The sequence below is a fragment of the Hydrogenivirga sp. 128-5-R1-1 genome (assembly GCF_000171895.1).
The window spans coordinates 195,825-221,128 of the sequence record NZ_ABHJ01000002.1 but is presented as its reverse complement, the minus strand read 5'-3'; the positions used below and the strand labels follow the sequence as shown (position 1 = coordinate 221,128).

Sequence of the window (25,304 nt, the reverse complement as noted above, 5' to 3'; positions counted from 1 at the left end):
CAACCTCCTAATAAAAAGAGGGGAAGGGGGAACCCTTCCCTCCCTGTGCTTCAGAAACCGGGTGTTATGGGTACGAAGAACGAGGTTCCTACTTCCGCGTTTCCTGCTATGGCTGTGTTTCCGGAAGCCTGATTGGAGAAGTTTACAGACGTCTGGACGTTCGTCTGGGTTACAACAGAGTTGGATACAACACCGTTTACCACAGCTATGTTGGAACCGGCGTTTACCGCTGAGGTTGCAGCGTTAACTATGGTCCATCCGCTCGCAGCCCTCTGGGCGTTGTCGTTTAGCTGGACAGAGTTCATGTTGTTGTCCTGATCCGTGTCTGAGAGGTCTGAGCAGAAGCAGTTGTCTATTATCTGTCTCTGCTTGTTCAGGTTTATGGCTATGGCGAGGGCGTCCGCATTGGCGAAGTTGTTGTGGTTGCTCGCATACTGGTTGTTGGTCTGCGCTATGGCGCTTCCGTCAACAGCCCCGTCAACGAAGATTATGTTCACGCCGGAGTTTACCGCAGACTGAGCCATGTTTATGGCGCTTAGAGCCGAGAACTCCATCTGGGCGTTGCCGTTCAGCTGAACTGAGTTGTTATTGTTGTTCTGGTCGTCTATGTTCGCGTGAACCGTGTGGACGTACTGACCGGGTTCTCCAGCGAGCTCAAGGTTGCCCGCCACAGCTACATCGTTGGACTCAACGTTCCCCGTGTAGGTCTGGGCTTCGTTGTCAAAGTTCCTTGCGTTCTGGTAGTTGGACTGCACCATGTTTGAAGAGGATACGCTCTTTGCAGCCATAACGTTTATGCCCGTGTTACCCGCGGATACCGCTGAGTTGGTAACGTCAAGACCGCTCGCCTCTCTCTGGGCGTTGTCGTTCAGCTGGACTGAGTTGTTGTTGTTGTCCTGGTCAACTATTTCAAGGAGTTCACCTTCAAACACGCCTTCGGCGTTCTTGACGTTCTGGGTTTGCTTGTTCACGTTCCCCGCGAGGGCTCTGCCGTTGGCAGCCTCCGCCTTGGCTATGTTCAGATGGCTTTCTGCCGTCTGGGTGTTCGTCTGCATTAGAGAGCTCTCTGAGACGTCTCCCATTGACATGACGTTGAAGGCATGGTTGTAAGCCGAGTTTGCGAGGTTTGATATGAGAACTCCGCTTGCCTCTCTCTGGGCGTTGTCGTTCAGTTGGGCTGAGTTGTTGTTGTTGTCCTGGTCAACTATCCTGTTGGGGACGAACTCATCATCAACCTCTGAGCCGTAGACGTTGTTTATATCCTGGGTGACACCGAGCTCTGCGTTTCCAGCCACCGCTAAGGGTGCCTCACCGGTCTGGGCTTCGGCGTAGTTACCCATGTTCTTGGCTACCTGCACGTTTGTCTGGTAGCCCTCGGTTCCCGATACCGTGTTAGCTACGAAAACGTTCATGCCGCTGTTGGCTGCTGAAATGGCTGCGTTCTCAAGCATGAGAGCTGAGCTCTCCATCTGGGCGTTGTCGTTCAGCTGGACTGAGTTGTTGTTGTTGTCCTGGTCAACTATGTCGCCGTTGTTGTTGACCGTCTGGGTCTCTTTGTTGAGGTTGAAGGCTATTGCGATCTCTTCCTCTGCGTAAGCGTTGTTGGCTGTGTTTACGTGGTTCATAGCAGTCTGGAGGTTGGTCTGTGAGAAGGTATGGCTGAAGGACTTGTCGGGGTCTGAGGGTGGCGGGTCTCCGTCGTCTTCACCAGGACCGTCTATGAGTATGTTTACCGCTGCGTTTATGGAGCTCTTGGCAGAGTTTATTATTCCGCCGGCGGTCGCCTCCATCTGGGCGTTGTCGTTGAGTTGGACTGAATCAAGGTTGTTGTTCTGCCCGTTTATCTCAGCGAAGTGCCTGTTGTCGTTGTCAATGACCTGAAGTCCCTGGGCGCTCACGTCGTCCAGCTCTTCCTCGTTTATGACCTGCATCTCGCCCGCCTGGGCTACACCTAACGTCCCTATCGCAAATACTGCTGACAGAAGCAAACTTCTCTTGGAATTCATAATTGACACCTCCTTATGGTGTTCTTAAATTGAAGGAATAAGGCTCTACTCGGCGCTTCTGGCGCCCTTTTAACTTTTTCGTTAAAAAAAGCTACTCGGGAGCCATGTGTTTGCCTCTATTGACCATACTTCCACCTCCTTCAACGCTCAAAAGCTGACCTCAATCCTGGGTACAGTGGAGCTCTTTCTTCTCTCGCTCTCCTTTACAGCTTCATCCCAGAGGATGATCCTCTGGTCTATGTCCAACGGGCTGGGTTCATGTAGGGACACGCCGGCAGCCACGTTGTCAAGCTCTTCCTCGCTCACGTGGTATCTACCCGCCTCGTCCACCTCAAGGGCGTACAGGTGGGCAGTGCCTCCGATGAAGAGAGCGACCAGAAGAGCAAGCATGAACCCTGTTGTGCAATAAGCGTGCCATATAGGAGAAGTGTTGCTGTGCAAACATTCGGGGGTTTTCTCCTCCCTGATAGCCTGTAAATGAAGTTTACAGCTCCGTTGTGCCTCGGTGAAGTTGTAACCTTTGGTACTCTAACCTGTCCTGCGTTGTGTAAAGGTCTTTTATAGGGATGTTAAAGGGCTTTACTCGTGTGTATCTATGAGGAGGTTCCCGAACCTGTCAACCTCGGCTGAAGAACCCGGCGGTAGAACCGTTGTGGAGGAGTACTCCACCACTATCGCAGGTCCGTAAATCCTGTTGCCCCAGCGCAGGCTCTCCCTCCTGTAAACCCTGGTTTCTTGAAACTCACCGCCGAAGGCGGTCTTTACAGAAGTTAAAAGAGCTCCCGAGCTGTCCTCTCCAGACTTCTCACTAAAACTGGGTAGCGTGGGCTTTCTGGGAACGCCAGTAGCCCTGAGCCTTATGTTGACTATCTCGGTTTCCCTGTCGTGCCTGTAGCCGTAGGTTTTCTCGTGTTCCCTGTGGAAGGACTCCTCGTAACCCTCCGACAGGGGAACGGTTAGCTCGTAGGACTGTCCCCTGTACCTCATGTCAAGAAGTCTCTGCAGGGTAAGCTCTTCGGGGGTGAAGCCTTCCCTCTCCATATCCTCAATCGCCTTATCTTCCAGGGCTTGGAAGAGTTCCTCCAGCTGCAGGTAGCTCGTCTCTGGGCCTCTGAGCATGACCGTCAGGGAGTAGTCCTTAACGGTGTCCGCCAGGAGCATTCCCAGGGCTGAGAACATGCCCGGATTACGGGGCACCAGCACTTTAGGTATGCCGAGCATACGTGCCAGGAAGACTGCGTGAAGCCCGCCCGCCCCACCGAAGGTTATGAGGGTAAACTGCTGGGGGTCGTGCCCTCTCTGAACCGAAACTTTTCTGAGAGCTCTCTCCATGTTTGAGTTCGCCACCTCAAGGATAGCCTCTGCAAGCTCTTCTGGGGAAGTATCAAGCTGTTCGCTGAGTTTCCTTAGGGGCTCACCGAGCCTGTCTGGGTAGAGCCTCATCTCTCCCCCAAGGAAGTACTCGGGGACGAGCCTACCCAGGAAGAGGTTCGCGTCCGTTACGGTCACGTCCTCACCGCCCCTGCCGTAGCATACGGGTCCCGGCTCAGCGCCCGCGCTCTGGGGACCTACCCGGAGCATGCCACCCTCATCTATCCAAGCTATTGAACCGCCTCCAGCCCCTATGGTGTGTATGTCTATCATGGGTACCTTTATGGGCAGTCCGTTTATCTTGGCCTCCGTGGTGATCGTTGGCGCTCCCTCTATGAGGGATACGTCCGTTGAAGTCCCACCCATGTCAAAGGTTATGAGCCTGTCAAAGCCGGTTAGCCTTCCCACGTGAAGGGCACTTATTACGCCCCCGGCAGGTCCGGACAGGACTGTTCTGACAGCCTCCCTCTTTGCCACCCCCGAGGATATTATTCCCCCGTTTGACTGCATTATGCTCAGGCTGTCCTCTTTACCGAGGTTCTTCTCAAGATAGGATATGTAGCCCTCCATTTTGGGAGAAACGTAGGCGTTAACGGCGGTAGTTGATGCCCTCTCAAACTCCCTGAACTCCGGGAGTATCTCATGGGAGAGGGAGACGTGGATACCGAGCTTTACGAGCTCCTCGCCGAGCTCCCTTTCGTGAGCTGGGTTGGCGTAGGAGTGGAGCAGGCACACCGCTACAGACTCCACACCGAGCTCTCTAAGCCTATCTACGAGGGCGTCCACGTCCTTTAGGGGTAGCTCCTCTATTATCTCTCCCCTGTGGTTTACCCTGCCTCCAACACCCAGACGGAGCTCCCTAGGTATCAGAGGGGCGGGTCTTCTGTAATGGAGGTCGTACAGACGCTCTCTGTTCTGCCTGCCTATCTCAAGGATGTCCTCAAACCCTCTGTTGGTTACGAACGCCGTCCTTGCCCCCTTCCTCTCAAGGAGTGCGTTGGTAGCTACCGTTGAGCCGTGAACTACCCTCCTGCCCTGCCCTCCTATGCTTTCAAGTCCTTTGAGAACTGCCTCGGCTGGGTTGTGGGGTGTGGATAGGACTTTTAGAACCTCCAGGCTCCCTTCCTTAAAGAAGACGAAGTCGGTGAACGTTCCGCCTGTGTCCACACCCACGAAGATCATCGGGAATATTATCTCAGAACTTTGAGGAGCAGCTTGGTAGTCCAGGGAAACAGCAGGGAGGAGAGAGCGGCGCTTATGTAGAGGGCTATTGAGGTCGTGTCATCTATCAGACCGGAGGAGTGGGCTATCTCCGTACCCGCTATCATCAGGGTGAAAGGATAGGAGAGGAGCAGGGAGGAGGTGATCAGCTCCTTCGGGGTAAAGCCGGCGGTCAGCAGTAGGGGCGATGGAATTAACCTGACCAGGAGCATCAGCGCGAGGAACATTCCCACGGACTTTGCGGTGTCAAAGTTCAGGGAGGAGAGCTCCATATCCATACCGGTCTTTATGAAGAATATGGGTATAAGGAAGCCGTAGCCTATGGAGGAGAGCTTCTCCTCAAGGTCGTGCTTCTTCCTTATGAAGAAGGAAAAGACCGCGCCCGCAAGGAAAGCACCCAGAACGCTCTCTATCCCGGCGAGGCTAGCTATAACGGAGGTTGAGAACATGAGCGCGAGGCTGAGTCTCACCGCTATCGCACTCGGGTCCTCCTCATAGGTGAGCTTCTTGACCATCTCAGGAAACCACCATACGAGGAGCTTGACTACCCTGAATAGGAGAAAGAAGCCGACGAAGAATCCCCCCACGAGTGCCGTCTCAAGGAGAAATGAGCTCCAGCCGTGAAACCTCCCCACCTTCTCCATGAGAGTGAGAGCGAACAGGCTGACGAGCTCCCCTATCACCCCCACTATCATCACGCGTTTAGCCAGCGGGCTTGAGAGTATTCCCATGTCCCTCAGGGTGGCGAGCATCAACCCCACGGATAGGAGCGAGAGTATAACGACGGATGTAAGGCTCAGGTTCAGGAGAAGCGCTGCTGCGGTTGCTGTTATGAGTATCAGGAACGTGTAAAGGGTATATATACCCAGGAGTCTGCCCTTTATACTCTCAATCAGGTTGAAGTCTATCTCAAGCCCGGCGAGGAACATTAGTAGCAGGAAGCCGAACTCCGCGAGGAAGTCAAGCACCTCAGGGACTTCCTGAACACCTCCGAGCAGGTGACCGAGGGCGAGACCCAGTATGAGCTCCCCCACCGGAACGGGCATCCTGAGTGCGCGGGAGAATATGGGAGAGAAGAACGCTCCCGTGAAGACTATGAGCAAGATGAACTCAGCGCTCAAGGGATACCTCCGGCACCAGCAGTGTGGTCAGCTTAGCCTTATTGGCGAGCAGGTGAGGTGTGTAGGGTGAGAATAAACTTGACTTTCTGCCGGGTGTGTAACCCAAGGCGAGCAGGTTGAAGTTTCCCTTAAGGAGCTTTAGGGTCTCCCTCACGGGATTCCCTTCCTTTCTTATCAGGTTCACGTCTATGTCCGCTACGGCTTTCGTCCTGTCCACGAAACTTTTGAGGCTCTCAAGTATCTCCTTCTCCTCCTTGGTGAGCATCTTCTCTATGCTCGTGACGAAGAGGATGAACACCTTGCTCCCGAAGAGCCTGGCGAAGTCAACGGCACTGGGCAGCAGGAAGCCGAGGGCGTCCGTGTTGGCTGAGACGAGTATGTTTTCGTAGGGGTGGGTGCCCCTCAGTATAGCCGAGGGGACTCTCAACTCCTCAAAGACCCTGTCCACGACCGAGCCCGAGAGGAAGCCTCCGCTGTCCCTGAGTAGATAGAAGCCGGCGTCCTCAACGGAGCCGAGCCTGTCGGGTTCCACCTCCAGCCACTCTCTGACCTTGACCCTCTCCTTAACGTACTCAACCTCATCACCGGATAGCCCGCACACGACACCCTTGGAGCCCCACTTGAGGGGGAAGTTGGGCGTTCCTTTGGTCACCATGTTCACGAAGAGTTCTATCTGGGAGGGTTCTCCGACCACGAGCAATCTGTCTCCCGGCTGAACCCTTATGTCTGTGCGGGGCAGGATTATGCTCCCCTCCCTGTATATGAGCGCTATCCTGACGTTCCTCTGCCTTAGCTCGCTCAACTTCAGGAAAGCTGCCGGAGAGCTCTTTGTTATGAGAACCTCCGCCACCTCGCCCCGCCTGAGCCCTATGCCCACCGGATACTTGACAACACCCTGTCCCTTGAGGAGGTTCTTAAGGAGAGCCCCGAGCACGTCCGGTACCGATATGAGCTCTATGGAGAGCTCTCTGAACTCACCGCTTTCTGGTCTCTCCTTCGCTACAAATACGAAAGTCCCCTTAAAGCCGAAGGCTTTCCTCAGAACCCTCGCTATGTCAAGGGTGCTCTCTTCGTTCAGAAACGAGATAACAGCCTCTACCTCGTTCAGCTCTATCTTCTCCCGCCAGAGCTCTATGTCGGTTGCGCTGCCGGGAACCACCCTGAGGTTCTCAAGGTTCCTCTCCTTTTCCAGGAAGCTCCTGAGTCTCTCCCCCTCCTTCTCTACGACCACCACCTCCGAGAAGGTGGACACTATCTCCGTTATCTCCTCAACGTACCTTCCGAGCCCGAGAATAACTACGCTCATACCCCCAGCCTCCTGCCGAGCTCCACCGCCACCTCCTCCAACTGTTCCATACCCCTGACGTCCCTATCCCTCATGGGCATCTTTACGATCCTCATACCTCTGAACCTCTCCTCAATCTCCCTCATGTACTCTCTCTCCTGCTCCTTTCTGGCGGTCAGGAACTCGTCCCTGACGTTCTCGGGCAGAACCTTGTTTACTACAAGGGTATCTACTCCTACCCCGAGCTTTCTGAGGGAGGTTACCAGCCTGGAGGTCTCCTCTATTGAGAGCCTCTCGGGGTTCAGGACGGGCACGAAGAGGGTCTCCCTTGATAGGAGTATCTCTGAAAAGCGTGAGAACCTCCTCCGCCTCTCCTCAAGGATATCCAAGGCTCTGTCCTCCTTATCTCTGCCGCCGGCAGACCAGAACCTCTTGGCTGTCTTCCTCCTCTTCAGGAGCTCCTCAAGCCAGGCGCCGACCCTTCCCACAGTCTTTAGCATCTGGAGCGTGTGTCCCGTGGGGGCTGTGTCTATAACGAAGTGTTCGTAGTCGTCGTAGCTCCTCAGGACGGTCTTGGAAAGTTCTTCAAGGGTGGCGGACTCTTCGGTTCCCGGTGTTTCCTCTACACTGCGGAAGGCTTCCCTGACCTTTTCAAAGACATCTGGGCTAACTAAGGGCTCTATGCTCGCAAGGGCGTTCTTTATGTATTCCTTAACCACCCCTTCGGGGTCTATCTCAAGAACATGAAGCCCTTCGGTCACCTTGAGAATACCCTTGCCTTCCACGCCGAGTATGTCCGAGAGGGAGTGGGCTGGGTCTGTGGACACGAGCAGGACTCTCCTTCCTTTCCTTGAGAGCAGCAGGGCTGTAGCGGAGGACAGGGTGGTCTTTCCAACGCCTCCCTTCCCGCCGAACAGAATCAGTTTCTTATCAAGCATCAAGAAAAGTTTAAACGTATGTCGGAGGATTTTGTGAACTGGGATACGAGGCTGAGCACGTCCTCCACCGTTTTAAAGTTTTCCGGATACTTCACCTGCATGTATTTGAGCTTAACGCCCAACGAGTCCATAGCCTTGACCACGCTCTCCACCTTCTCCTGAGGCGGTATAAAGGGTGCTATTACGCCCACCTCGTCCCCTCCGAGGCGGAATATTAGGGGTGAGGTTATGTCAAGGATATCCACCTTCATAAGCTTTATTATGGTGTCCCGTATGTCGTGCATACCGCAGCACTGGACGTTTATGAACTCAACGAGCTTCGTTAGAACTTCGTTTCCCCGCTCCCACCCGAACCTGCGGTTGACCTCAAATAGGTTCTGTATGTCAAATACCGTGAAGCAGAAAGGCTCACCTTTCTCTATGAAAGCCTCAAGGGTAGGCAGGAAAAGGTCTCCCTTTATGGCTCCGGTGAAGTCTATGTAGTAAAAGCTCCACCTTATCTTGTCTATCTCCGTATCTATCTCCGGTATAACGGCGAAGCCGCCTTCCATGCGTGAGAGAACCTTAACGGCGTAAGGAACGATGTCCGGGTCAAAGTGCTCGCCCGCGAGCTCTTCAAGCTCTCTCAGGGCTACATCCCAGGGCTTTGAACGTTTGTAGATCCTCCTCGCCGTCATAGCCTCAAAGGAGTCAGCTATCGTGTATATACGTGCGAGGAGCGGTATCTCCTTTCCCTTCTTCCCGAAGGGGTATCCCGTGCCGTCGTACTTCTCCTGATGGTAGAGGAGGACGTTAAGACTGCCCTCAGGTAACTCCAGTCCCTTCACGAGCTCGTAGCCGAACTTGACATGCAACTTCATGACCTCGTACTCTTTGGGTGTAAGCCTGGTTGGTTTGAGAAGTATTACGTCAGGTATGGCAACCTTACCAACGTCGTGTATGTAGCCTCCGGTTTCAAGCTCTTTTAGCTCTTCCTCGGTGAGTCCGAGAGCCCTACCTATCTCAACGGCGTAAACAACACCTCTCTCAGTGTGTCCCTTAGTATAGGTGTCCCTCAGTTCAAGAAGTTTGATGAAAAATTCTGGGTTCATATCACCCCTGACTTAAACGTAAGGATTTTAGTATTCATTTTCTATGATTTCTTATAGCGAGAGTTTAAAAAAACATAAAACTAACTTATAAAAGACCTCCCAGGAGGTCTCCCAGGTATGCAACCAAGAGGAACCTCGGCAACCTTCCCACGAAAGAGGCTATCAGGAAGGGCAGCCTCGGCATCTCAAATATCCCTGCGAGCCAGCAGATCACCTTGAAGGGTATAGGCGTCAGGGCTGCGAGCAGGACCGCCCAGACCCCAAACCTGTTGAAGAGAGCCTCGCCTTTGAGGAAGTTCCTCTCACCCAGGAGCTTCTTTGCCACAGGTTCCCCCAGAAGGAGCCCCAAGGTGTGGGCTGTAAGACCACCCAGCACGCTTCCCAAGGTGGCTACAAGGGCGGAGAGCAGGGGACTCAACCCGAGGGCTGTCGCTCCTGCTATGAAGGGGTCGGGGGGGACGGGCTGGGCTATGCTCTCGCTGAAGGATATCAGGAATATGCCCGCGTAACCGTAGCTCTCCACCACACCCCTCGCCCACGCTTCAAGACCTTCAAGCATATACACCTCCGCTCGTTCAGATGCACCTTAGTATATAACGACATGAGGTCACCGAGCTCTGCCTTCGGATAGCCAGGCTGTAGGTTAAAATACTTAACCATGTCTGCGATAGTAGAGGTTCACGGAAGAGAGGTTCTTGACTCCAGGGGAAACCCCACCGTGGAGGCTGAGGTAGTTCTGGAAAGCGGATCTGTCGGCAGGGCGATAGTGCCCAGTGGAGCTTCAACCGGTGAGAGGGAAGCCTTAGAGCTGAGGGACGGAGACCCGAACAGGTTCCACGGCAAGGGAGTCCTGAAGGCTGTTGACAACATAAGGGGAGAGATAGCCAAAAGGGTGTGCGGAATGGAGTCCCTCAATCAGAGGGAGATAGACGAAACCCTCATTGAGCTTGACGGAACTGAAAACAAGAGCAGGCTGGGGGCAAACGCGATACTCGCGGTGAGTATGGCTGTGGCAAGGGCAAGTGCCGAAGAGCTTGGTGTTTCGCTGTACGAGTACCTCGGGGGCAGGTTTGGTGTCAGGTTGCCCGTGCCCCTAATGAACGTCATAAACGGGGGTGCCCACGCTGACAACCCTCTGGACATACAGGAGTTTATGATAGTGCCCGTCTGTGGAGGTTCCTTCAGGGAAGCCCTCAGGGCTGGGGTTGAGGTGTTTCACACCCTCAAGAAGGTATTGAAGGAGAAGGGTTTTTCCACAAACGTGGGAGATGAGGGCGGCTTTGCCCCTAACCTGAGTTCAACCCGCGAGGCTCTGGACACGCTGGTCAGCGCCATAGAGAAGACGGGCTATAAGCCCGGTGAGGACATCCTCTTAGCCCTTGACTGCGCCTCTTCGGAGTTTTACGAGAACGGCGTTTACAACCTTGAAGGTAATAAGCTCTCCTCTGGTGAGATGGTTGAGTTTTACGAAGGGCTGATAAAGGACTACCCTATAGTGTCCATAGAAGACCCTCTCTCCGAAAACGACTGGGAGGGCTGGAAGAGGCTCACGGAGGCTCTCGGCGGTAGAGTCCAGCTGGTAGGGGACGACCTCTTTACCACGAACCCCAAAGTCCTGAAGGAAGGGATAGATATGGGTGTAGCCAACTCAATCCTTATAAAGCTGAACCAGATAGGCACCCTCTCGGAGACTATGGACACGATAATGCTTGCCAAGGAGCACGGATACACAGCCATAATCTCCCACCGCTCCGGTGAGTCCGAGGACACCTTCATATCTCACTTAGCTGTTGCCACCAACGCCGGACAGATAAAGACAGGCTCGGCTTCCAGGTCGGACAGGGTTGCAAAGTACAACGAGCTCCTTAGAATAGAGGAGGAGCTTGGTTATGGAGCGCAGTTCTGGGGAAAAGAGGAGTTCAGGAGATTTCTCAATAGTTAGAAAGCTGGCTTACGGGTTCCTTGCGCTCGCTCTATTAAACACGCTCGCAAACCTCTTCTTCTCCGAGCTGAACCTTAAGAAGGTTGTCCAGTTGAAGCTCGCCTCGGACAGGCTCTCAAAGCTCATAGAGGTTGAGAAGGGGAAGAACCTGAGACTTACCGCCCTTCACGCTCGCGTCAATAGAAATCCAAGATTTTACAAGGAGAAGTTCGTCAGGGAGTACCTGCTGATGTTCAAGAAGGGGGAGAGGGTTATACCCCTTCCGAGGGAGCTGTGGTACAGGTGATCACTTCTTGACCTCTTCCAATCTCCGGGAGGCTGCAAGTAGAACCGCTTCAGTTACCACCTGACCGTCAACGGTTGCAACTCCCTTCATCTTTGAGAGGGTCTTCTTGAGGGATATGGCTTCCAGCTCCATTCTTATCTGGTCTCCGGGGAAGACAGGTCTCTTGAAACGTGCCCCGTCTATACCCGCAAAGACTATGGCGTACTTGCCTATCTCAAGGTTCAGGGACTTTATCATCAGTATGCCGCCTACCTGTGCCATAGCTTCCAGGACATAAACCCCTGGGAAGAGGGGAAAGCCCGGGAAGTGTCCCTGAAACACGGGCTCGTTGACCGATACGTTCTTTATGCCCACTATCCTCTTGCCCTCTTCGTACTCAACTATCCTGTCAACGAGCAGTATGGGATACCTGTGGGGTAGTATGTTCATTATTTCCAGCACGTCCATGGGGGTATTATATATCAAAGATAACTTCCCCAACGTAGTGGCTGTCTTCTTTAGAGACCCTTAGCCTGTGGTAGGTGGCTGCCTTTATCACGAGTTTTGAGGTGTGCCTGTCGGGGTTAAACTTCTCCCCTGAGAGTCTCGCTTTAACGTAGTCCTCTCTTAGCTCTACGATTTCGCATCTGGAGGCTACAAAGCCTTTACTCTCGTGAAGGACGAGGGCTTCGTTTATTATGTCCGCCAGAAGGAAGGGCAGGGGACTCTGGACTTCAATCTCGTGGCTCTCTGCTGGCTCTACCCTGTCTATGTCCGTTATCTCGTTGAAGGTTGCGAGAAGTGCCCTGCAGAAGAGCTCTTCAAGGCTCTCAGCCCTAACCCTTATCCCCGCATCGGCTGTTATGTCATCTATGGTTTCGTAGAACATGTTTCACTTATATTTTAAAATTTAAGTCGGGAGCGAAAAATGGTAAAAAGGCTTTTAATCTGGTCTATCGTAGTGTCTGTTTTTGCCTTGATGTCCTGTGCAAAGATCGTTGATAACGAGAGATTCATTCTTAACAAAGGCAAAAGCTATGCTGTTTTACCCTTTGAAAACTATACAGATACACCCCTTGCCGGTTACAGGGTTGCCTCCGTGTTTGAAAGCGTTTTAAGGTCAAGGGGGTACAGAGTTACGGAAAGGGTTTGGCTGTTTAAAGAGCAGGAACCTACCCGCAAAGAACTTGAGAAGTACCTAAAAGAGGCGTCGGAGAGAGCCGATTATGTAGTAATGGGCAGCGTTAACGAGTTCAGGTACAAGGTGGGTGTGGACGGAGAGCCAGCGGTTAGCATAAGCGTTTGGCTTATAGAGTCCTCAACGGGTAGAAGTGTAGGGGGTGCAACTCTATCAGCTTCAGGGTGGTCCCATGAGTCTCTGGGAACGGTCACCCATGAGCTCGTCCGAACCCTCATAAAATGAACTTAAAAGGCGTCAAGAATTTAATCCCCTACGTGGTTTTATTTGAAGTCGTTGCCTTCTCAGCCGTGTTCTTTACCGTTGGTTACATCTTTAACAGGGAAGACCCCCTCTTTATGAAGACCTACTTCTCCCCTACCACAGTGGTTTCCCTTGTTCTTTCCCTGTACTACGGCTTTGCCGGAGGTATTCCATTCCTTCTACTCCTCTCAGTCCTATCCACATACATTTACGGCAGGCTGCTCATATACGAGCTGCTATGGAACCTGCTCATAGTTATGGTTGCGGCTGAATTTAGATATTACTGGCTCAGGAGGATAAGGTCCTCAGAACTTGAGAAGGAGTACCTTAACGAACAGATAGCCCGTATAAGGAAGGAACTGTTCCTTATAAAGCTGTCCCACGACCAGCTTGAGTTCAACTACATAGTCAAGCCATACAGCCTCAGGGGGATGATAAAGGAGCTCAGAGATAAGCTCCTCAGAGAGCGTAAAGAGAAAGTCCTCGTCAGATACTTTTTGAGCATACTCTCCCAGAACTTTCATATATACAGGGCGTCCCTATACAGCTACTCGGACGGAGAGTTCAGGTATGTGGCAGGCATAGGGGGTTCAGGAGGCAAACTCAACAGGGAAGACCCTCTCGTCAAGGTGGCTGTGGAGTCAGAGGAAACGCACTACCTACCACCCAAAGCTCTGAAGAGGCTTAACCTTAATGGGGGCGGTTTCAATTACCTCGCGGTCGTCTTTGCCTCCGCAGAGGAAGAGAAATACCTGCTCGTTATAGAGGATATGCTCTTTGTTAACCTGAACGAGGAGATACTGACCTACATATACATACTCCTCCAGTATATGCTTGAAGACATAGTTTTCGCCAGGAAGGTTTCTCCCTTCTACACCGACCGGGAGAACAAGTGCGCCTTTGAGTTTATAAGGGAGTTCTACAAGATGTATGAGCTCAATAAAAAAGTCGGTATACAAAGCAGTTTGGTGGTTTTCAGGTATGAAAATTTGAGAGATGACATAAGGTACGAGATAGAACACGCAGGTAGAAGCCTTGATATGGTCTGCTTCGTGGACGACAAAAAGTTGATCCTTTACCTGCTTCCTTTCACGGCACCTGTCAACGCCAAGAGCTTTGTTGACAGAATGAAGGATAGGTTTAAGGAGATAGAGTTTGTAGCTATGTACGAGATTGAGGAACCTATCCTGGAACAGCTCCTGAGGAGAGTTGAAGCATGAACATTAAAGGGGTTTCCGTCTCCTCTGTGATTGAGCTATCAGGGCTTGCCTTGCTTTACAGCTTTAAGTCCCTTGAATCTGTGCTCGCTTACTTAGCCCTGCACGTGTCAGCCTCGGTTATAGTAGCCGCATCACTCAGACCCTTACTACCCCGAAGGCTGCGCAGGGGTTCATTCTGGGCTTTTTCGCTCCTGACGTCTCTATCCGGTCCCGTGGGTTTTCTGCTCATGGTTGCTATATACATGGCTCTGACCTTTAGAAGGGTTGAGGCTATGCCTCTGTACGAAAACGTGAGCACCGAGATAATGCCGGAGGTTGAATTCAGCGGCAGAAAGATAGGTGAGGCGTCCCTCAAAGCGAACAACCCAAGGATAGTGCTTTACATGAGCAAGACGCCCCACCCCCTTGCGGTGAGGTATTTGAAGGAAGCTGTATCCTCTGAGGAAGACGAGGTCAGGCTCGTTGCCTTCGCCACCTTATCCTTCCTTGAGAAGGAGATAATGGATAAGATAGGCTCCTTAAAAGAGAGCCTAAAGAGTATCTATAGAGAGGAGGAGTTATTTTCTACCTACCTGTCGCTTGCTGAGCTTTACTGGGAATTGGTTTACCTGAATATAAGCGACAAAGAGCTTGAAGAGTTTTACCTTGACGAGGTCAGCAGATACGGTGAGGAGGCTCTCAGTATAAAGGACAGCCCTAAGGCTCACTTCCTCCTTGGAAGGCTTTATCTAAGACGCAGGAACATAGAGCTTGCAGAGAAGCACCTTACGAGGGCTGTGGAGTTAGGTTTCCCCGAAGAACGTGTGGTTACCTACCTTCTGGAGATACTCTACGTTAAGAGGGACTACAAGAGGTTGTTTGAGCTTTCCAGTAAATTCTCCCACGTGCTTCCCACTGACCCGAGGGCAGCCTCTATCATGAGGGTGTGGATATGAAGGTCATTGATACAGGGAAACCCATAGATGTTCTCTTCATAGCTGAGGGTACTTACCCTTACATAAGAGGGGGTGTGTCCACATGGATACACCAGATTATAACGGGCATGGAGGATATAAATTTCGGTGTCCTGTTCTTAGGTTCAAGGGAGGAAGACTATGAAGGTATAAGGTACGAACTCCCTCAGAACCTCGTGTACCTTGAGAGTTTTTTCATGTTCTCCGAGTTAGACTACCCTCCACCGAGGTACTCCCAGGGTTCTTATAAGGTTGAAAAGCTGAAGTCCTTCTTCATAGAAGGCGGGGATATACCGGATGAAATAGTGGACATCGGGTACTACACGGAGGAGGTGCCTTTTGAGGAGCTACTCTACGGAAAGAAAACCTGGGATATGCTTGAGGAACTTTATCTGGAAACGGACGTGGACATACCCTTCGTGGACTTCTTCTGGACTATGAAGAACATATTCTCGCCGCTGTGGGTGCTCGTCAGAGCCGCGGATAGTTTGAGAGACTGGAGAATATCGCTCGTTCACTGCCCCTCTACGGGGTATGCGGGCTTCCTCGGAGCCCTGCTGAGGAAGTCTATGGGTATTCCTTACATAGTCACAGAGCACGGCATATACACCCGTGAAAGGAAGATAGATATCCTGAACTCCCGCTGGATAAAAGAGGTTTCCCACATGTCCGTTGACAAGTACGATATAGACTCTCTGAAGAAACTCTGGATAAACTTCTTTGTAAACATAGGAAAAGCCTGCTACCTCCATGCGGACAGGGTTTACTCCCTATTTGAGGGAGCGAGAAATATACAGATCAGGTTGGGGTGCCCGGAGGACAAAACCGGCGTTATACCCAACGGAGTTGAGATTAGCAGATACGCCCCCGTCAGAAAGTTTAGATCAAGGAAGCCTGTGCCCAGAATAGCGCTCATAGGCAGAGTTACACCGATAAAGGACGTTAAAACGTTTATAAAGTCTATGAAGCTGCTGCTGAACGATATGCCGGAGGTTGAAGGGTGGGTGGTTGGTCCCGAGGATGAAGACCCCGTTTACGCTCAGGAGTGCAAGATGATGGTGAAGGCTCTGGGGATAGAGAACAAGGTTAAGTTTCTGGGTTTTATGAGGACTGAAGAGGTATTTAGGGAGGTTGGGATTACGACCCTTACCTCAATAAGCGAGGGCATGCCTATGGTTGTCCTTGAATCCTTTGCAGCAGGTGTTCCCTGTGTTACAACCGACGTTGGTTCGTGCAGGCAACTTATATACGGAGGGCTGAACGAAGAGGATATCAAGATAGGCAGTGCCGGAGAGGTAGTACCGGTCGGCGACCCGAAGGCGCTCGCAGAAGCTTACAAACGTGTTCTAAGGGATGAAGACCTCATGAATAGGTACAGTGAGGCTGCCGTAAAGCGGGTTGAGCGCTTTTACTCCTACGACAGATTTATAGAGAATTACAGGAACGTATACCTGAGTTTCATGGAGGCAGGAGTTGGCAGGGATATCCATTGAGCTGAGACGCATACTTAAAAGGGAAAGTCTCTTAGGTTTGCTTGCCGCTGTCGGCTACTCTGCGGTTCTGGGCAGCGGAAACTGGGTAATAGCCGTATCAACGATATTCATATTCTCAACCTTAGCCCGTCTGATGACCCAGGACGCAAACATACCGGTTATTTACCAGATATACATAACCTACACCGTAGCCTTCAGCCTGATCATATCGGGACCTCTACAACTGATGTTTACGAGGTACATAGCCGACAGGCTCTTTGAAAAAGAGGTGGACAGGGTGGTGCCAAACTACTTTGGAGCGCTCGCCCTGAGCATGTCCGCAGGACTTCTCGTGTCCTTTATAGCAGCACTCTACCTATTCAAAGGGGAACCTTACCATTACCATGCCGTATTCTCCTTCACCGTATCCACGCTGAGCGGACTTTGGGTAACGAACGCTCTCCTTACAGGGTTGAAGAGCTACAGACACATATTTCTATCCTTCGCTGTAAGCTACCTGTTCATCGGCGTTTCTCTGCTCCTTACCGTGAGGTTTGGGCTATTTTGGACTTTCGTTTCCTTCTACGTTGGGCAGTGTCTTTTACTCTTCCTGCTCATTTACCGGGTGATAAAGGACTACGTATCGGATCGTCTCTTTGAGCTGGACTTCCTGAAGAAAAACCGCTCTTATTACTCCCTCGCCATGGTGGGTTTTCTCTACAACCTTGGCATATGGGTTGATAAGTTCGTCTTCTGGTTCAGTCCATTAACGGGAGATAACGTATTCGCCAATATCAGGGCTTCAATAATCTACGATGTCCCCGTTATACTGGCTTACCTGTCTTTAGTTCCGGGTATAGCGGTCTTCTTTCTTAAAGTTGAAGTGGAGTTCGCCACAGAGTACGACAACTACTACAAGGCTGTGAGGGAGTGGGGAACCCTTGAGGATCTTTACAGGCTCGGCAACAAAATGATAGAGGGTATCAGAGCCACCCTATATGAGACCCTGCGGGTCCAGGCTATAGCCACCGTCCTGATTTTCTTCGTTGAGGAGTATGTATTTGAACTTCTCCACGTGTCCAAGGTGTACATACCTCTATTTAATGTCCTGTTATTGGGTGCACTGCTTCAACTGGGGTTCATGGTCATCTTTGCGATACTGTCCTACTTTGACAGGAGAGATTACCTGCTCTGGATGACATCAGTGTTTGTCCTAACCAACTTCTCCCTGACGGTTGTTAGTCAATACCTGGGTCCGCACTTCTACGGGTACGGCTATGTCCTTTCCCTGTTGATATCCCTGCTTGTAGGTATGCTCTCCCTGAGGAGGTTCCTGAGTGAGCTTCATTATAGGACTTATATGCTTAGTGGTTAGTTTCGTATTTGCGGGTGTGTCTAAGGCTGACGAGCCTCAGTGTGTTCTATTTCTATACCACCATAAGTACGTACCTCCGGACGTGATCCACGCCTACGATTGGGTGGTGTTGGATGCAGACAGTCCTTACGTGGACACCCTTGGAAAACTCTTTTACCTGAAGCGAAGGACAAAGCTTATAGGGTACATGAGCGTTGGAGAGATTGAGAGGTACAGAAGCTACTACAACGAGCTCAAGAAGTTTTCCATAGGAAAGAATGAAACATGGAACTCTGAGATAGCAGACCTGAGAGAGGAGGAATACATAAACTTCCTCCTAAATGTTGTAGCCAGGGGTATAGTGGAGAAGGGCTTTGACGGCTTCATGCTTGATACCCTTGATTCTTACAGGCTAGCTGTTGAAGAGGAGGATTATCCTGCCTTTCAGAATGCTCAGATAAGGCTGATACGTTCTCTAAAGGAGCGCTACCCAGACAAGCTGATAGTCCTCAACAGAGGCTTTGAGATACTTGACAGGGTGGGTGATATCGTTGACGCTGTCGTCGTGGAGAGTCTGTTTCACGGTATAGACGAGGACAGGAAGTATGTTGAGGTTGAGCCCTCTGTGAGGGAGAGGCTTCTGAAAGATCTTGAGAAGGTTAAAAACCTGGGTCTACCGGTTGTAGTGATCGATTATGTCCACCCAAGGGATCGTGAACTGGCCGGTAAAACTGTTGATAGGATAAAGAGCCTCGGGTTCATACCTTACGTATCCGACGCGGAGCTCTCCCGTGTAGGACACTCTTCCTGCAGCATAGTCCCGAGAAAGATAGTCCTGCTCTACGACTCAGCCCTCTTCAATAAGAGGCATACAGCCGCCATTCACAGGCTCGTGCAGATGCCCCTTGAGTACCTCGGCTTTGTCCCGGAGCTTCACGATGTAAGGGGAGAGCTTCCGGAGGTGTATCCGGAGCTCGGTTATGTTGGGGTTGTTTCCCTCTATGTGGATAGCAGGAGTGAAAAACTTGACAGATGGCTCCTGAAGGCTAAGGATGAAGGCTTAAAGCTCTTCTTTATGAACGACCTGCCCTTTAAAGACGCCTCCAGCCTGTACAGGTCTTTTGGAATACGCTCATCGGACAATAAAGACCCGTTGCGTAAACCTCTCAGAGTTGTGTGGGCAGAAGAAGGGCATGGTTTTGAAGCTCCCCTGGTACTGCCCTACACAGACGAGCTCGTTGAACCCGAAGAGGGGAAAGCTTTAGTTGTGGCTGAAAACTCCGTGGGGCAGAGGCATACTCCCTTTGCCATTACGCCCTGGGGTGGTTACGCTCTGAACGAGAGCTTGCTCAGAGACAGCGAGCTGTGGGTTTACGACCCCTTTGTGGTATTTGAGAGACTCTTTAAACCAGAGTTTCCTGTGCCGGACGTGACCACCGAAAACGGGAGAAGGATCCTCACAGCTCACATAGACGGAGACGCCTTTACGGAGAAGGCTTCCTTTGATCCTTCCAGGCTTACGGCTGAGATAATCAGAGATGAAGTTCTCAAGGTTTTCCCCATCCCCCACACAGTTTCCATCATTGAGGCTGAACTATCCCCTGAAGGCATATACCCTGAGCGCTCGGAGGAACTGGAAAGGGTCGCTCTCAGCATATTTAGTTTGGACAACGTTGAGCCCGCATCTCATTCCTATACCCACCCCTTCACGTGGCAGCCGGAGACCGTTCCCAAGGAGGACTTGATGTACGGTTACAACCTCAACTTGAGGGGCTACAGGCTGGACTTCAGAAGGGAGATAGAGGGGTCTATAAGGTATATAAACAACCTCATCAAGGACACGGGAAAACGGGTTAAAGTGTTCCTCTGGACGGGCTACTGCGACCCGAAGGAGGAAGAGGTCGGGCTCACCTACGAACTCAGCGTATTTAACGTGAACGGGGGCGATACGGTCGTGACTAAAGCTGAGCCCTTCCTGTCCAGGGTATCTCCAATGGGTGTTGACTATAGTCCCTTTTTCCAGGTTTACGCACCCGTTCAGAACGAAAATCTCTATACGAACCTGTGGACGGAACCAAAGTGGGGGTATGTGAGGGTGATCCAGACCTTTGAGCTCACAGAGAAGCCAAGGCGCGTAAAGCCCATATCCATCTACTACCACTTCTACTCCGCTCAGGAGCTCGCCTCCCTGAACGCGCTCAAGAAAGTTTACAGATACGCTATCTCTCAAGAAACCACACCTATGTACCTTTCGGAGTTTGCCGCAAGGGTGTTGGACTTCAGAGATACGGCGTTTATAAGGGTTGAAGGAGGCTTCAGAATAAAGAACTCAGGTTATATGAGAACAGTGAGGCTTAAAAAGGACATGGGCTATCCAGACTTGAGGCGCAGTCTGGGCGTTCTGGGCTTTAGAGAGCACGGAGACGTGTTGTACGTTCACCTTGATGGCTCTGGAGACAACCTCCTGATACTTACCGATAAGGCTGCGGCTGATTGGGCAAACTTGGTAAGCACGAACGCCATAACCAGAAATTACCTTAGAACTGCAAACGGCTTTGAGCTTGAATTGGAAGCCTACATTCCGATTGAGCTTGAGATAGATACGGGAGCTTGCGAAGTTAAGGTTAACGGACTTCCCCTGGTAAAGGGAAGGGCTCATTTTAAGGGAGAGTTTAATGCCGAGGTTGAAGCAGTTTGCCCTGATTGAGGCTTTCTCTATAAAAGAGGTCTTAGTTTTCATTTTGCTCTTTGTGAGTGCCATGGTTGTGGTGTTTCCCGCAGGCAGACTTGAGGAACTACTCCTGTCGGGGGACAAGCTCAACTCCCAGCTGAGGGTGAAGTATCTGGAAGCCCTTGTTCGGATCAAAGAGTCTCCCGAGCTTCTTGAGGCTCTCGCACTATCTTATGCGAGCTTGGGCAGGAGAAGGGAGGCTCTCCGTATAACTCGCGAGCTTGAAAGGTTCCCGAACTTTAACCTTAGAGCCCTTAAGGTGAGGTATGAACTACTCAAGTACGACTACTTCGCTTTGAAGGGTAGAGCTGATAAAAGGGCTTTGGAGAGAGAACTTGAGAGCGTACTGCTGCACATAGCTACTTTAGAGTCAAAGGCAGATGCCCTTGAACGTGTGTACAGGGAAAGCGTCAGTCTTGGGCTCCATAGGGTTGCCCTCTATACCGCACGAAAGTTAGCCGGGATCACCCATGACCCTTTATGGATCAAAAGGGCTCTTGAACACGCCTTCATACTTAAGGATCGTTCAGCTGTCTTTAGTATAGTTAAGGAGATCAAAGGCTCCGACCCAGACACACTGCTCCTCCTTTACAGAGCCTACGCATCTGTCGGAGAGCTCAGAAAGGCACTTTATTCACTTCAGGGGCTTGTAAGCAGATACCCCCGCATGAGGGAGAAATACCTTGTGGAGCTGCTTTACATTTACGACAGGCTCGGTGAGAGTGCCCTTCCTTTCTTGGTATCCCTAATCTCTAAAGAGAAAAACGAGCTGAGGAGGAAGATGCTGATAATGTTGTCCATTAAGTATTACCTCGGCAGGGGAGAGTACGGGACGGTAAAGGAACTGGTGAAGACCTACGCAACTGCTTTTCCTGACGATTCCATTTTCACAAAGTTTATGCTGGAGGTTTCCCTTGCCACCGGCGATCCGAAGTTTGCAGGATACATAGCCGAGAGGATAGCTGAGAGTATAGGAGTTGTGAATGGTTCTTCTTCTTAGCCTTTTGCTACCCCTTGCGATAGCCTTTGGGAACAGCTATTACTGTATTCAGGTTGTAAGCTCAAAGAGCCTTCAGCCTCTTAAGGAGAGGTTTTCCAGCCTTTCCCACCTGCCTTACTCTCGCATTGAGAAGGTGGGAGGTTTCTACACCATAAGGATCGGCTTCTTCAAGAGCCCAGAGGAGGCGGAGGAACTTTACAGGAAAGTTAAGGGACTTTTCAGAGATGCCATGCTCCGTAAGTGCAGGTATGCCCCGGAGAGGATAGTGTACGAGAACTCTCCGGCGGTGAAAAACGAGCTCTATAAACTGCTCGTCTCCGCGTTGCTCGGTTCAAGCAAGCTTGATCAGGCTGTTGCCGTCGCCAGGAGGGGTACAGAGCTGTTTCCCCGAGACCCATATTGGTGGGAGCTCTACGCAAAGCTCCTTGAGTGGAGCGGTAAGCCGAGGGAGTCCCTAAACCCTCTTCTCAGAGCTTACGAGCTCTCAGGGGACAGGAGACTACTAAGAAAAGCCTTCAGACTGGCTCTCGCCACGGGCAGGTACGACCTCGCGAGAAGACTCCTGGACAAGGTGGAGGTTACCCATAAGGAGAGGCTGTTCGTTTACAGCAAAACGGGAGACCTGGAAGGTCTGAAGGAGTATCTCAGGAGCGAGGGCAGCAAGGAGTCACTTAAGACCCTCGCGGAACTGCTCCTTTCCCTTGGAAAGCACGAAGAAGCCCTTGAGACCATAGAGAGGATAGAGAAAACCTATGGCAGTGATGAGGAAACACTCCTTCTTAAAGCCAAGGTTCTCTTTGCAAAGCGGCAGTTTAAGAAGGCTCTGGACACCCTTAGGGCTCACATGAAGGAGGCAGACAGGAGTGCTGTAGAGTTCTGGAGAACGCTTGCAACTTTAAGCTGGATGCTCGCAGATTACGATACCTCCCTGCGTGCCTCCCTGGTTCTGATAGAGTCAGGGCAGGGACAGCCTGCAGACTACGAGAGGGTGATCTCAATCCTGAATGTGAAAGAGCCCAGGAGGGCTATAAAAATGTCCCTCTCAGCATGGAAAGCATACGGGTCGGAAAGGTTCGTCCATAGGGCGGTGCAGATAGCGTACACCCACGGTTACTGGAAAGAGCTCATAGACGTAGTGGAAGGCTATCCCCATAAGGAGAAACTGCTGGAAGAGGAGTTTACCTTTATAGCCTACGCAACGGCTCTGTACAGGTTGGGCATGAAGAAGAAAGCCTTAGCTTTATTTGACAGGCGTCTGAGAGATAGGTTTTCACGGGATTTACTGTACACATATATATTCCTGCTCATAGATGCGAAGGAGCACAACAGGCTGAGAGCTGTGCTCAAAGCCTACGACAGGAATAGGAGCTATCCTCAGCTCTCTGAGGCTTTCATTTACGGCTACCTGGCTTTGAACATGGGTGGGGAGGCTTACAGGCTTTACAAGAGTGCCGGCATAGAAGACCCTATCATGCTTGCAGATGTGTTTGACGTTATGGGCAAGAAGCGGAGGGCATTTTACATACGCTTTAGAGAATTCAGAAAGATGCGAGCCAAGCTAAAGAGGAGGACGACCCTGCTTAAGAGTGCTGAGTTTACTAAAGATTACCTGTACCTCAGCTTACACTTCTTGAGCGCACCTGCCTACGAAAAACTGCTCATGAGCTTGAGAGGCTATTTGGACGACACCCTTTGGCGGGAGCTATACCTTTCCTACCTGCTGAGCGAAGGTTCCTACGACAAGGTCAGGTATTTAGCCCGTATGAAGCTGTACAGGCTTGAGCCGTGGATGGAACTCAGTCTCTATCTGAGGGAGAATGATGTGGACTCTGCCTACGCTGTGTATCAGGAATTACCTTCCGCCGCGGGGCTATCAGATACAGCCGAAACCCTCTTGCGTGCGGGCAAGCCGGGACTGGCTCTGAAGCTCTCCTATGAGTGGCTTCACAATAATCCCTACGATGTTTCCTCTTACGTCTATCTCAGGGATATTTCTGTGGGCTACGCCGGTAAGTTCAACGCAACCTTTTCCCTGTTGTCCAGGAAGGGATACTCTGAGCTTCGCACGTCCTCAGGGGTAAACCTTCGTTTCAATAGCCTTACCACCAAGGCGGTCTTGACTTACAAAAGACCCCTCTCAAAGGACGCAGACCTTATTAAGAAGACTCCAGAGGGAACTTCCTTCCAGTTAACCTCCTCAATAAGCCTCGGAAAGGCTACGGCAGGTGTTGGTTTTGGACTGTTCCGCAGAGATGGGGAGGTATTGACCTCGGGTGTTTTTGGCGAACTGAAGCCTTTCTCCGAGTTGAAGATCAGCCTGAGCCTGTTCAGAAACAAGGAGACGGAGGAGACGCTCTACCTCTACATTGGTGGTGTGAAGGACTCCCTACAGTTTAATTCGGAGCTTACACTCTCTAAAAGGCTCTTTTTGTTTGGGGAGTTTGATTACTCAAGGTTCTATACACTGAACAGGGAGGATCTGGGAACGGGTAATGTTGTAACGACCCAGCTCACGTACAAGCTGAGAACCCTTTACCCCGATTACAGCTTCAGGATGTACTCCCAGGTGGGAAGGTTCACTTCCTCTGGGTACGCAGGCGATATGGACGGAGTCGTTCCCTCTCCCGGATTTCAGATAATACCTGAGGATTACGAGAGCTTTGGAGTTGGCTTCTTTTTCGGTTACGAGAACAGGGATTCCTACGTCCGTGTATGGAGACCTTTCGTTGACCTTGAGCTCGGCTACAACACCCGTTATGGTTTGCTTTCCTCCGCAACCGCCGGACTGGGCGGCTCTCTGATAGACAAGGACAACGTGTATCTGTATATGTCCCTGAGCGACAACAGGGGTCCAACCCAGGAGACCGTATTCAGGTTGGGGATGTCCTACAATCGCTGGTTCTAACCCCTGCCTTTTACCTCCCACTCCCAGGCGGTCTTTACTATGAATTTAAGGTCGTCGTACTTTGGCTCCCAGCCTAATCTTTCCCTTATCTTCTTGCTGTCAGCCACTAAGACGGGCGGGTCTCCCTCCCTCCTCGGTGCCTCAACCACCTTGAAATCTCTTCCAGTAACTCTCTTGACGGTTTCAACCACCTCCTTCACAGAGTACCCGTGCCCGTACCCGCAGTTAAAAACATCGCTCTGCCCTCCCTCAAGAAGGTACTCAAGGGCGACTATGTGGGCATCCGCGAGGTCAACAACGTGTATGTAGTCCCTTATACAGGTTCCATCGGGAGTGGGGTAGTCTGTTCCGTATATCTCAAGCCTTTCAAACTCTCCCTTGGCAGTTTTCACAGCCCTTATTATGAGGTGTGTGGGATTAGGGTAGGCGAAGCCTATCTTCCCCTCCGGGTCTGCCCCAGCCACGTTGAAGTATCTGAGGGAAACGTATCTGAAGTCCTTCCCGGAGTTTGAGAGGTCTCGCAGGATTCTCTCCACCGTAGCCTTAGTCTCCCCATAGGGGTTTATGGGATTGAGCGGTGCGCCCTCAGAAACGGGGATTTTCTCAGGAATGCCGTAAACCGCCGCGGATGAGGAGAATATGAACTTGTCAACTCCGAACTCCTCCATCACCTCAAGGAGGTTTATCGTGTTCACCACGTTGTTCCTGTAGTACTTTAAAGGTTCCCTCACGCTCTCTGGTACCACTATGTAGGCTGCGAAGTGCATGACCGCGTCAGGTTTGAACTCCCCAAAGACCTCTCTCAGTTTGTCCTTGTATGCGAGGTCACCAACCACGAGTCTTCCGTAGAGGACAGCCCAGTCGTGTCCCGTGGATAGGTTGTCGTAGGTGAGAACTTCGTACCCACGCTCTCCGAGGAGTTTTACCATGTGAGAGCCTATGTACCCTGCACCACCTGTTACGAGAACTCTCATGGCTTTCTTTGAGA

At 51.4% G+C, this 25,304-nt stretch carries 21 protein-coding genes; 10 read left to right on the top strand and 11 right to left on the bottom strand.

Features of this window, described 5'->3' with window-relative positions:
- Positions 1–50 precede the first annotated feature (50 nt).
- From HG1285_RS13915 to HG1285_RS13950, 8 genes are all read right to left on the bottom strand, one after another.
- Positions 51–2,006, bottom strand: a complete 1,956-nt coding sequence (locus HG1285_RS13915) for a hypothetical protein (RefSeq protein WP_008286457.1) — start codon at positions 2,004–2,006, stop codon at positions 51–53.
- 147 nt (positions 2,007–2,153) lie between these two features.
- Complete coding sequence (locus HG1285_RS13920; RefSeq protein WP_008286456.1) at positions 2,154–2,396, bottom strand: hypothetical protein; 243 nt, start codon at positions 2,394–2,396, stop codon at positions 2,154–2,156.
- 189 nt (positions 2,397–2,585) lie between these two features.
- A complete protein-coding gene (locus tag HG1285_RS13925; protein ID WP_008286455.1) occupies positions 2,586–4,559 on the bottom strand; it encodes a hydantoinase/oxoprolinase family protein in 1,974 nt (657 codons plus the stop codon).
- An 8-nt stretch (positions 4,560–4,567) separates the two neighbouring features.
- The gene (locus HG1285_RS13930) at positions 4,568–5,719 is read right to left on the bottom strand and encodes a cation:proton antiporter (RefSeq protein ID WP_008286454.1); all 1,152 of its coding nucleotides are present in this window, start codon (positions 5,717–5,719) and stop codon (positions 4,568–4,570) included.
- Positions 5,709–7,025, bottom strand: a complete 1,317-nt coding sequence (locus tag HG1285_RS13935; RefSeq protein WP_008286452.1) for a TrkA C-terminal domain-containing protein — start codon at positions 7,023–7,025, stop codon at positions 5,709–5,711. The genes HG1285_RS13930 and HG1285_RS13935 overlap by 11 nt, the downstream gene beginning before the upstream one ends.
- On the bottom strand, positions 7,022–7,942 hold the full coding sequence (locus HG1285_RS13940) for an ArsA family ATPase (protein ID WP_008286451.1): 921 nt from the start codon (positions 7,940–7,942) through the stop codon (positions 7,022–7,024). Before HG1285_RS13940 ends, HG1285_RS13935 begins: the two co-directional genes overlap by 4 nt.
- Entirely contained in the window at positions 7,942–9,033 is a 1,092-nt protein-coding gene (locus HG1285_RS13945) for an HD domain-containing phosphohydrolase (protein WP_008286450.1), read from the bottom strand. The genes HG1285_RS13940 and HG1285_RS13945 overlap by 1 nt, the downstream gene beginning before the upstream one ends.
- A gap of 85 nt (positions 9,034–9,118) precedes the next feature.
- Positions 9,119–9,592, bottom strand: coding sequence for a YqaA family protein (locus tag HG1285_RS13950; RefSeq protein ID WP_008286449.1), 474 nt, complete (start codon positions 9,590–9,592; stop codon positions 9,119–9,121).
- Between the two features lie 99 nt (positions 9,593–9,691).
- On the opposite strand from HG1285_RS13950, the gene eno reads away from it, so the two are divergent.
- Both eno and HG1285_RS13960 read left to right on the top strand, forming a co-directional pair.
- Positions 9,692–10,975, top strand: a complete 1,284-nt coding sequence (eno, locus tag HG1285_RS13955) for a phosphopyruvate hydratase (RefSeq protein WP_008286448.1) — start codon at positions 9,692–9,694, stop codon at positions 10,973–10,975.
- Positions 10,923–11,261 carry a hypothetical protein gene (locus tag HG1285_RS13960; protein ID WP_008286447.1) on the top strand — a complete coding sequence of 113 codons (339 nt, stop codon included), beginning with the start codon at positions 10,923–10,925 and terminating at the stop codon, positions 11,259–11,261. The genes eno and HG1285_RS13960 overlap by 53 nt, the downstream gene beginning before the upstream one ends.
- Here HG1285_RS13960 and fabZ read toward each other — a convergent pair whose 3' ends face one another.
- Positions 11,262–11,708 (bottom strand): 3-hydroxyacyl-ACP dehydratase FabZ, encoded by a 447-nt coding sequence (gene fabZ, locus HG1285_RS13965; RefSeq protein WP_032496375.1) that lies wholly within the window; start codon positions 11,706–11,708, stop codon positions 11,262–11,264.
- Between the two features lie 7 nt (positions 11,709–11,715).
- Positions 11,716–12,129 carry an archease gene (locus HG1285_RS13970; RefSeq protein WP_008286445.1) on the bottom strand — a complete coding sequence of 138 codons (414 nt, stop codon included), beginning with the start codon at positions 12,127–12,129 and terminating at the stop codon, positions 11,716–11,718.
- A 39-nt stretch (positions 12,130–12,168) separates the two neighbouring features.
- On the opposite strand from HG1285_RS13970, the gene HG1285_RS13975 reads away from it, so the two are divergent.
- Genes HG1285_RS13975 through HG1285_RS14010 form a run of 8 tightly spaced genes read left to right on the top strand, consistent with a single transcriptional unit; the run spans position 12,169 to position 24,316 of the window.
- Complete coding sequence (locus tag HG1285_RS13975; RefSeq protein ID WP_032496344.1) at positions 12,169–12,663, top strand: hypothetical protein; 495 nt, start codon at positions 12,169–12,171, stop codon at positions 12,661–12,663.
- On the top strand, positions 12,660–13,901 hold the full coding sequence (locus HG1285_RS13980; protein WP_008286443.1) for a PelD GGDEF domain-containing protein: 1,242 nt from the start codon (positions 12,660–12,662) through the stop codon (positions 13,899–13,901). The genes HG1285_RS13975 and HG1285_RS13980 overlap by 4 nt, the downstream gene beginning before the upstream one ends.
- On the top strand, positions 13,898–14,836 hold the full coding sequence (locus HG1285_RS13985) for a hypothetical protein (protein WP_008286442.1): 939 nt from the start codon (positions 13,898–13,900) through the stop codon (positions 14,834–14,836). Before HG1285_RS13980 ends, HG1285_RS13985 begins: the two co-directional genes overlap by 4 nt.
- Positions 14,833–16,347: a GT4 family glycosyltransferase PelF gene (gene pelF / locus HG1285_RS13990; protein ID WP_008286441.1), complete on the top strand. Its 1,515-nt coding sequence runs from the start codon at positions 14,833–14,835 to the stop codon at positions 16,345–16,347. The genes HG1285_RS13985 and pelF overlap by 4 nt, the downstream gene beginning before the upstream one ends.
- The gene (pelG, locus tag HG1285_RS13995; protein ID WP_008286440.1) at positions 16,328–17,701 is read left to right on the top strand and encodes an exopolysaccharide Pel transporter PelG; all 1,374 of its coding nucleotides are present in this window, start codon (positions 16,328–16,330) and stop codon (positions 17,699–17,701) included. The genes pelF and pelG overlap by 20 nt, the downstream gene beginning before the upstream one ends.
- Positions 17,664–20,387, top strand: coding sequence for an endo alpha-1,4 polygalactosaminidase (locus HG1285_RS14000; protein WP_008286439.1), 2,724 nt, complete (start codon positions 17,664–17,666; stop codon positions 20,385–20,387). The genes pelG and HG1285_RS14000 overlap by 38 nt, the downstream gene beginning before the upstream one ends.
- Positions 20,356–21,411: a hypothetical protein gene (locus tag HG1285_RS14005; protein WP_008286438.1), complete on the top strand. Its 1,056-nt coding sequence runs from the start codon at positions 20,356–20,358 to the stop codon at positions 21,409–21,411. Before HG1285_RS14000 ends, HG1285_RS14005 begins: the two co-directional genes overlap by 32 nt.
- Positions 21,395–24,316 carry a tetratricopeptide repeat protein gene (locus HG1285_RS14010; protein ID WP_008286437.1) on the top strand — a complete coding sequence of 974 codons (2,922 nt, stop codon included), beginning with the start codon at positions 21,395–21,397 and terminating at the stop codon, positions 24,314–24,316. Before HG1285_RS14005 ends, HG1285_RS14010 begins: the two co-directional genes overlap by 17 nt.
- Here the strand turns inward: HG1285_RS14010 and galE are convergent.
- Positions 24,313–25,290, bottom strand: a complete 978-nt coding sequence (gene galE, locus HG1285_RS14015) for a UDP-glucose 4-epimerase GalE (RefSeq protein ID WP_032496374.1) — start codon at positions 25,288–25,290, stop codon at positions 24,313–24,315. The genes HG1285_RS14010 and galE overlap by 4 nt on opposite strands.
- Positions 25,291–25,304 lie beyond the last annotated feature (14 nt).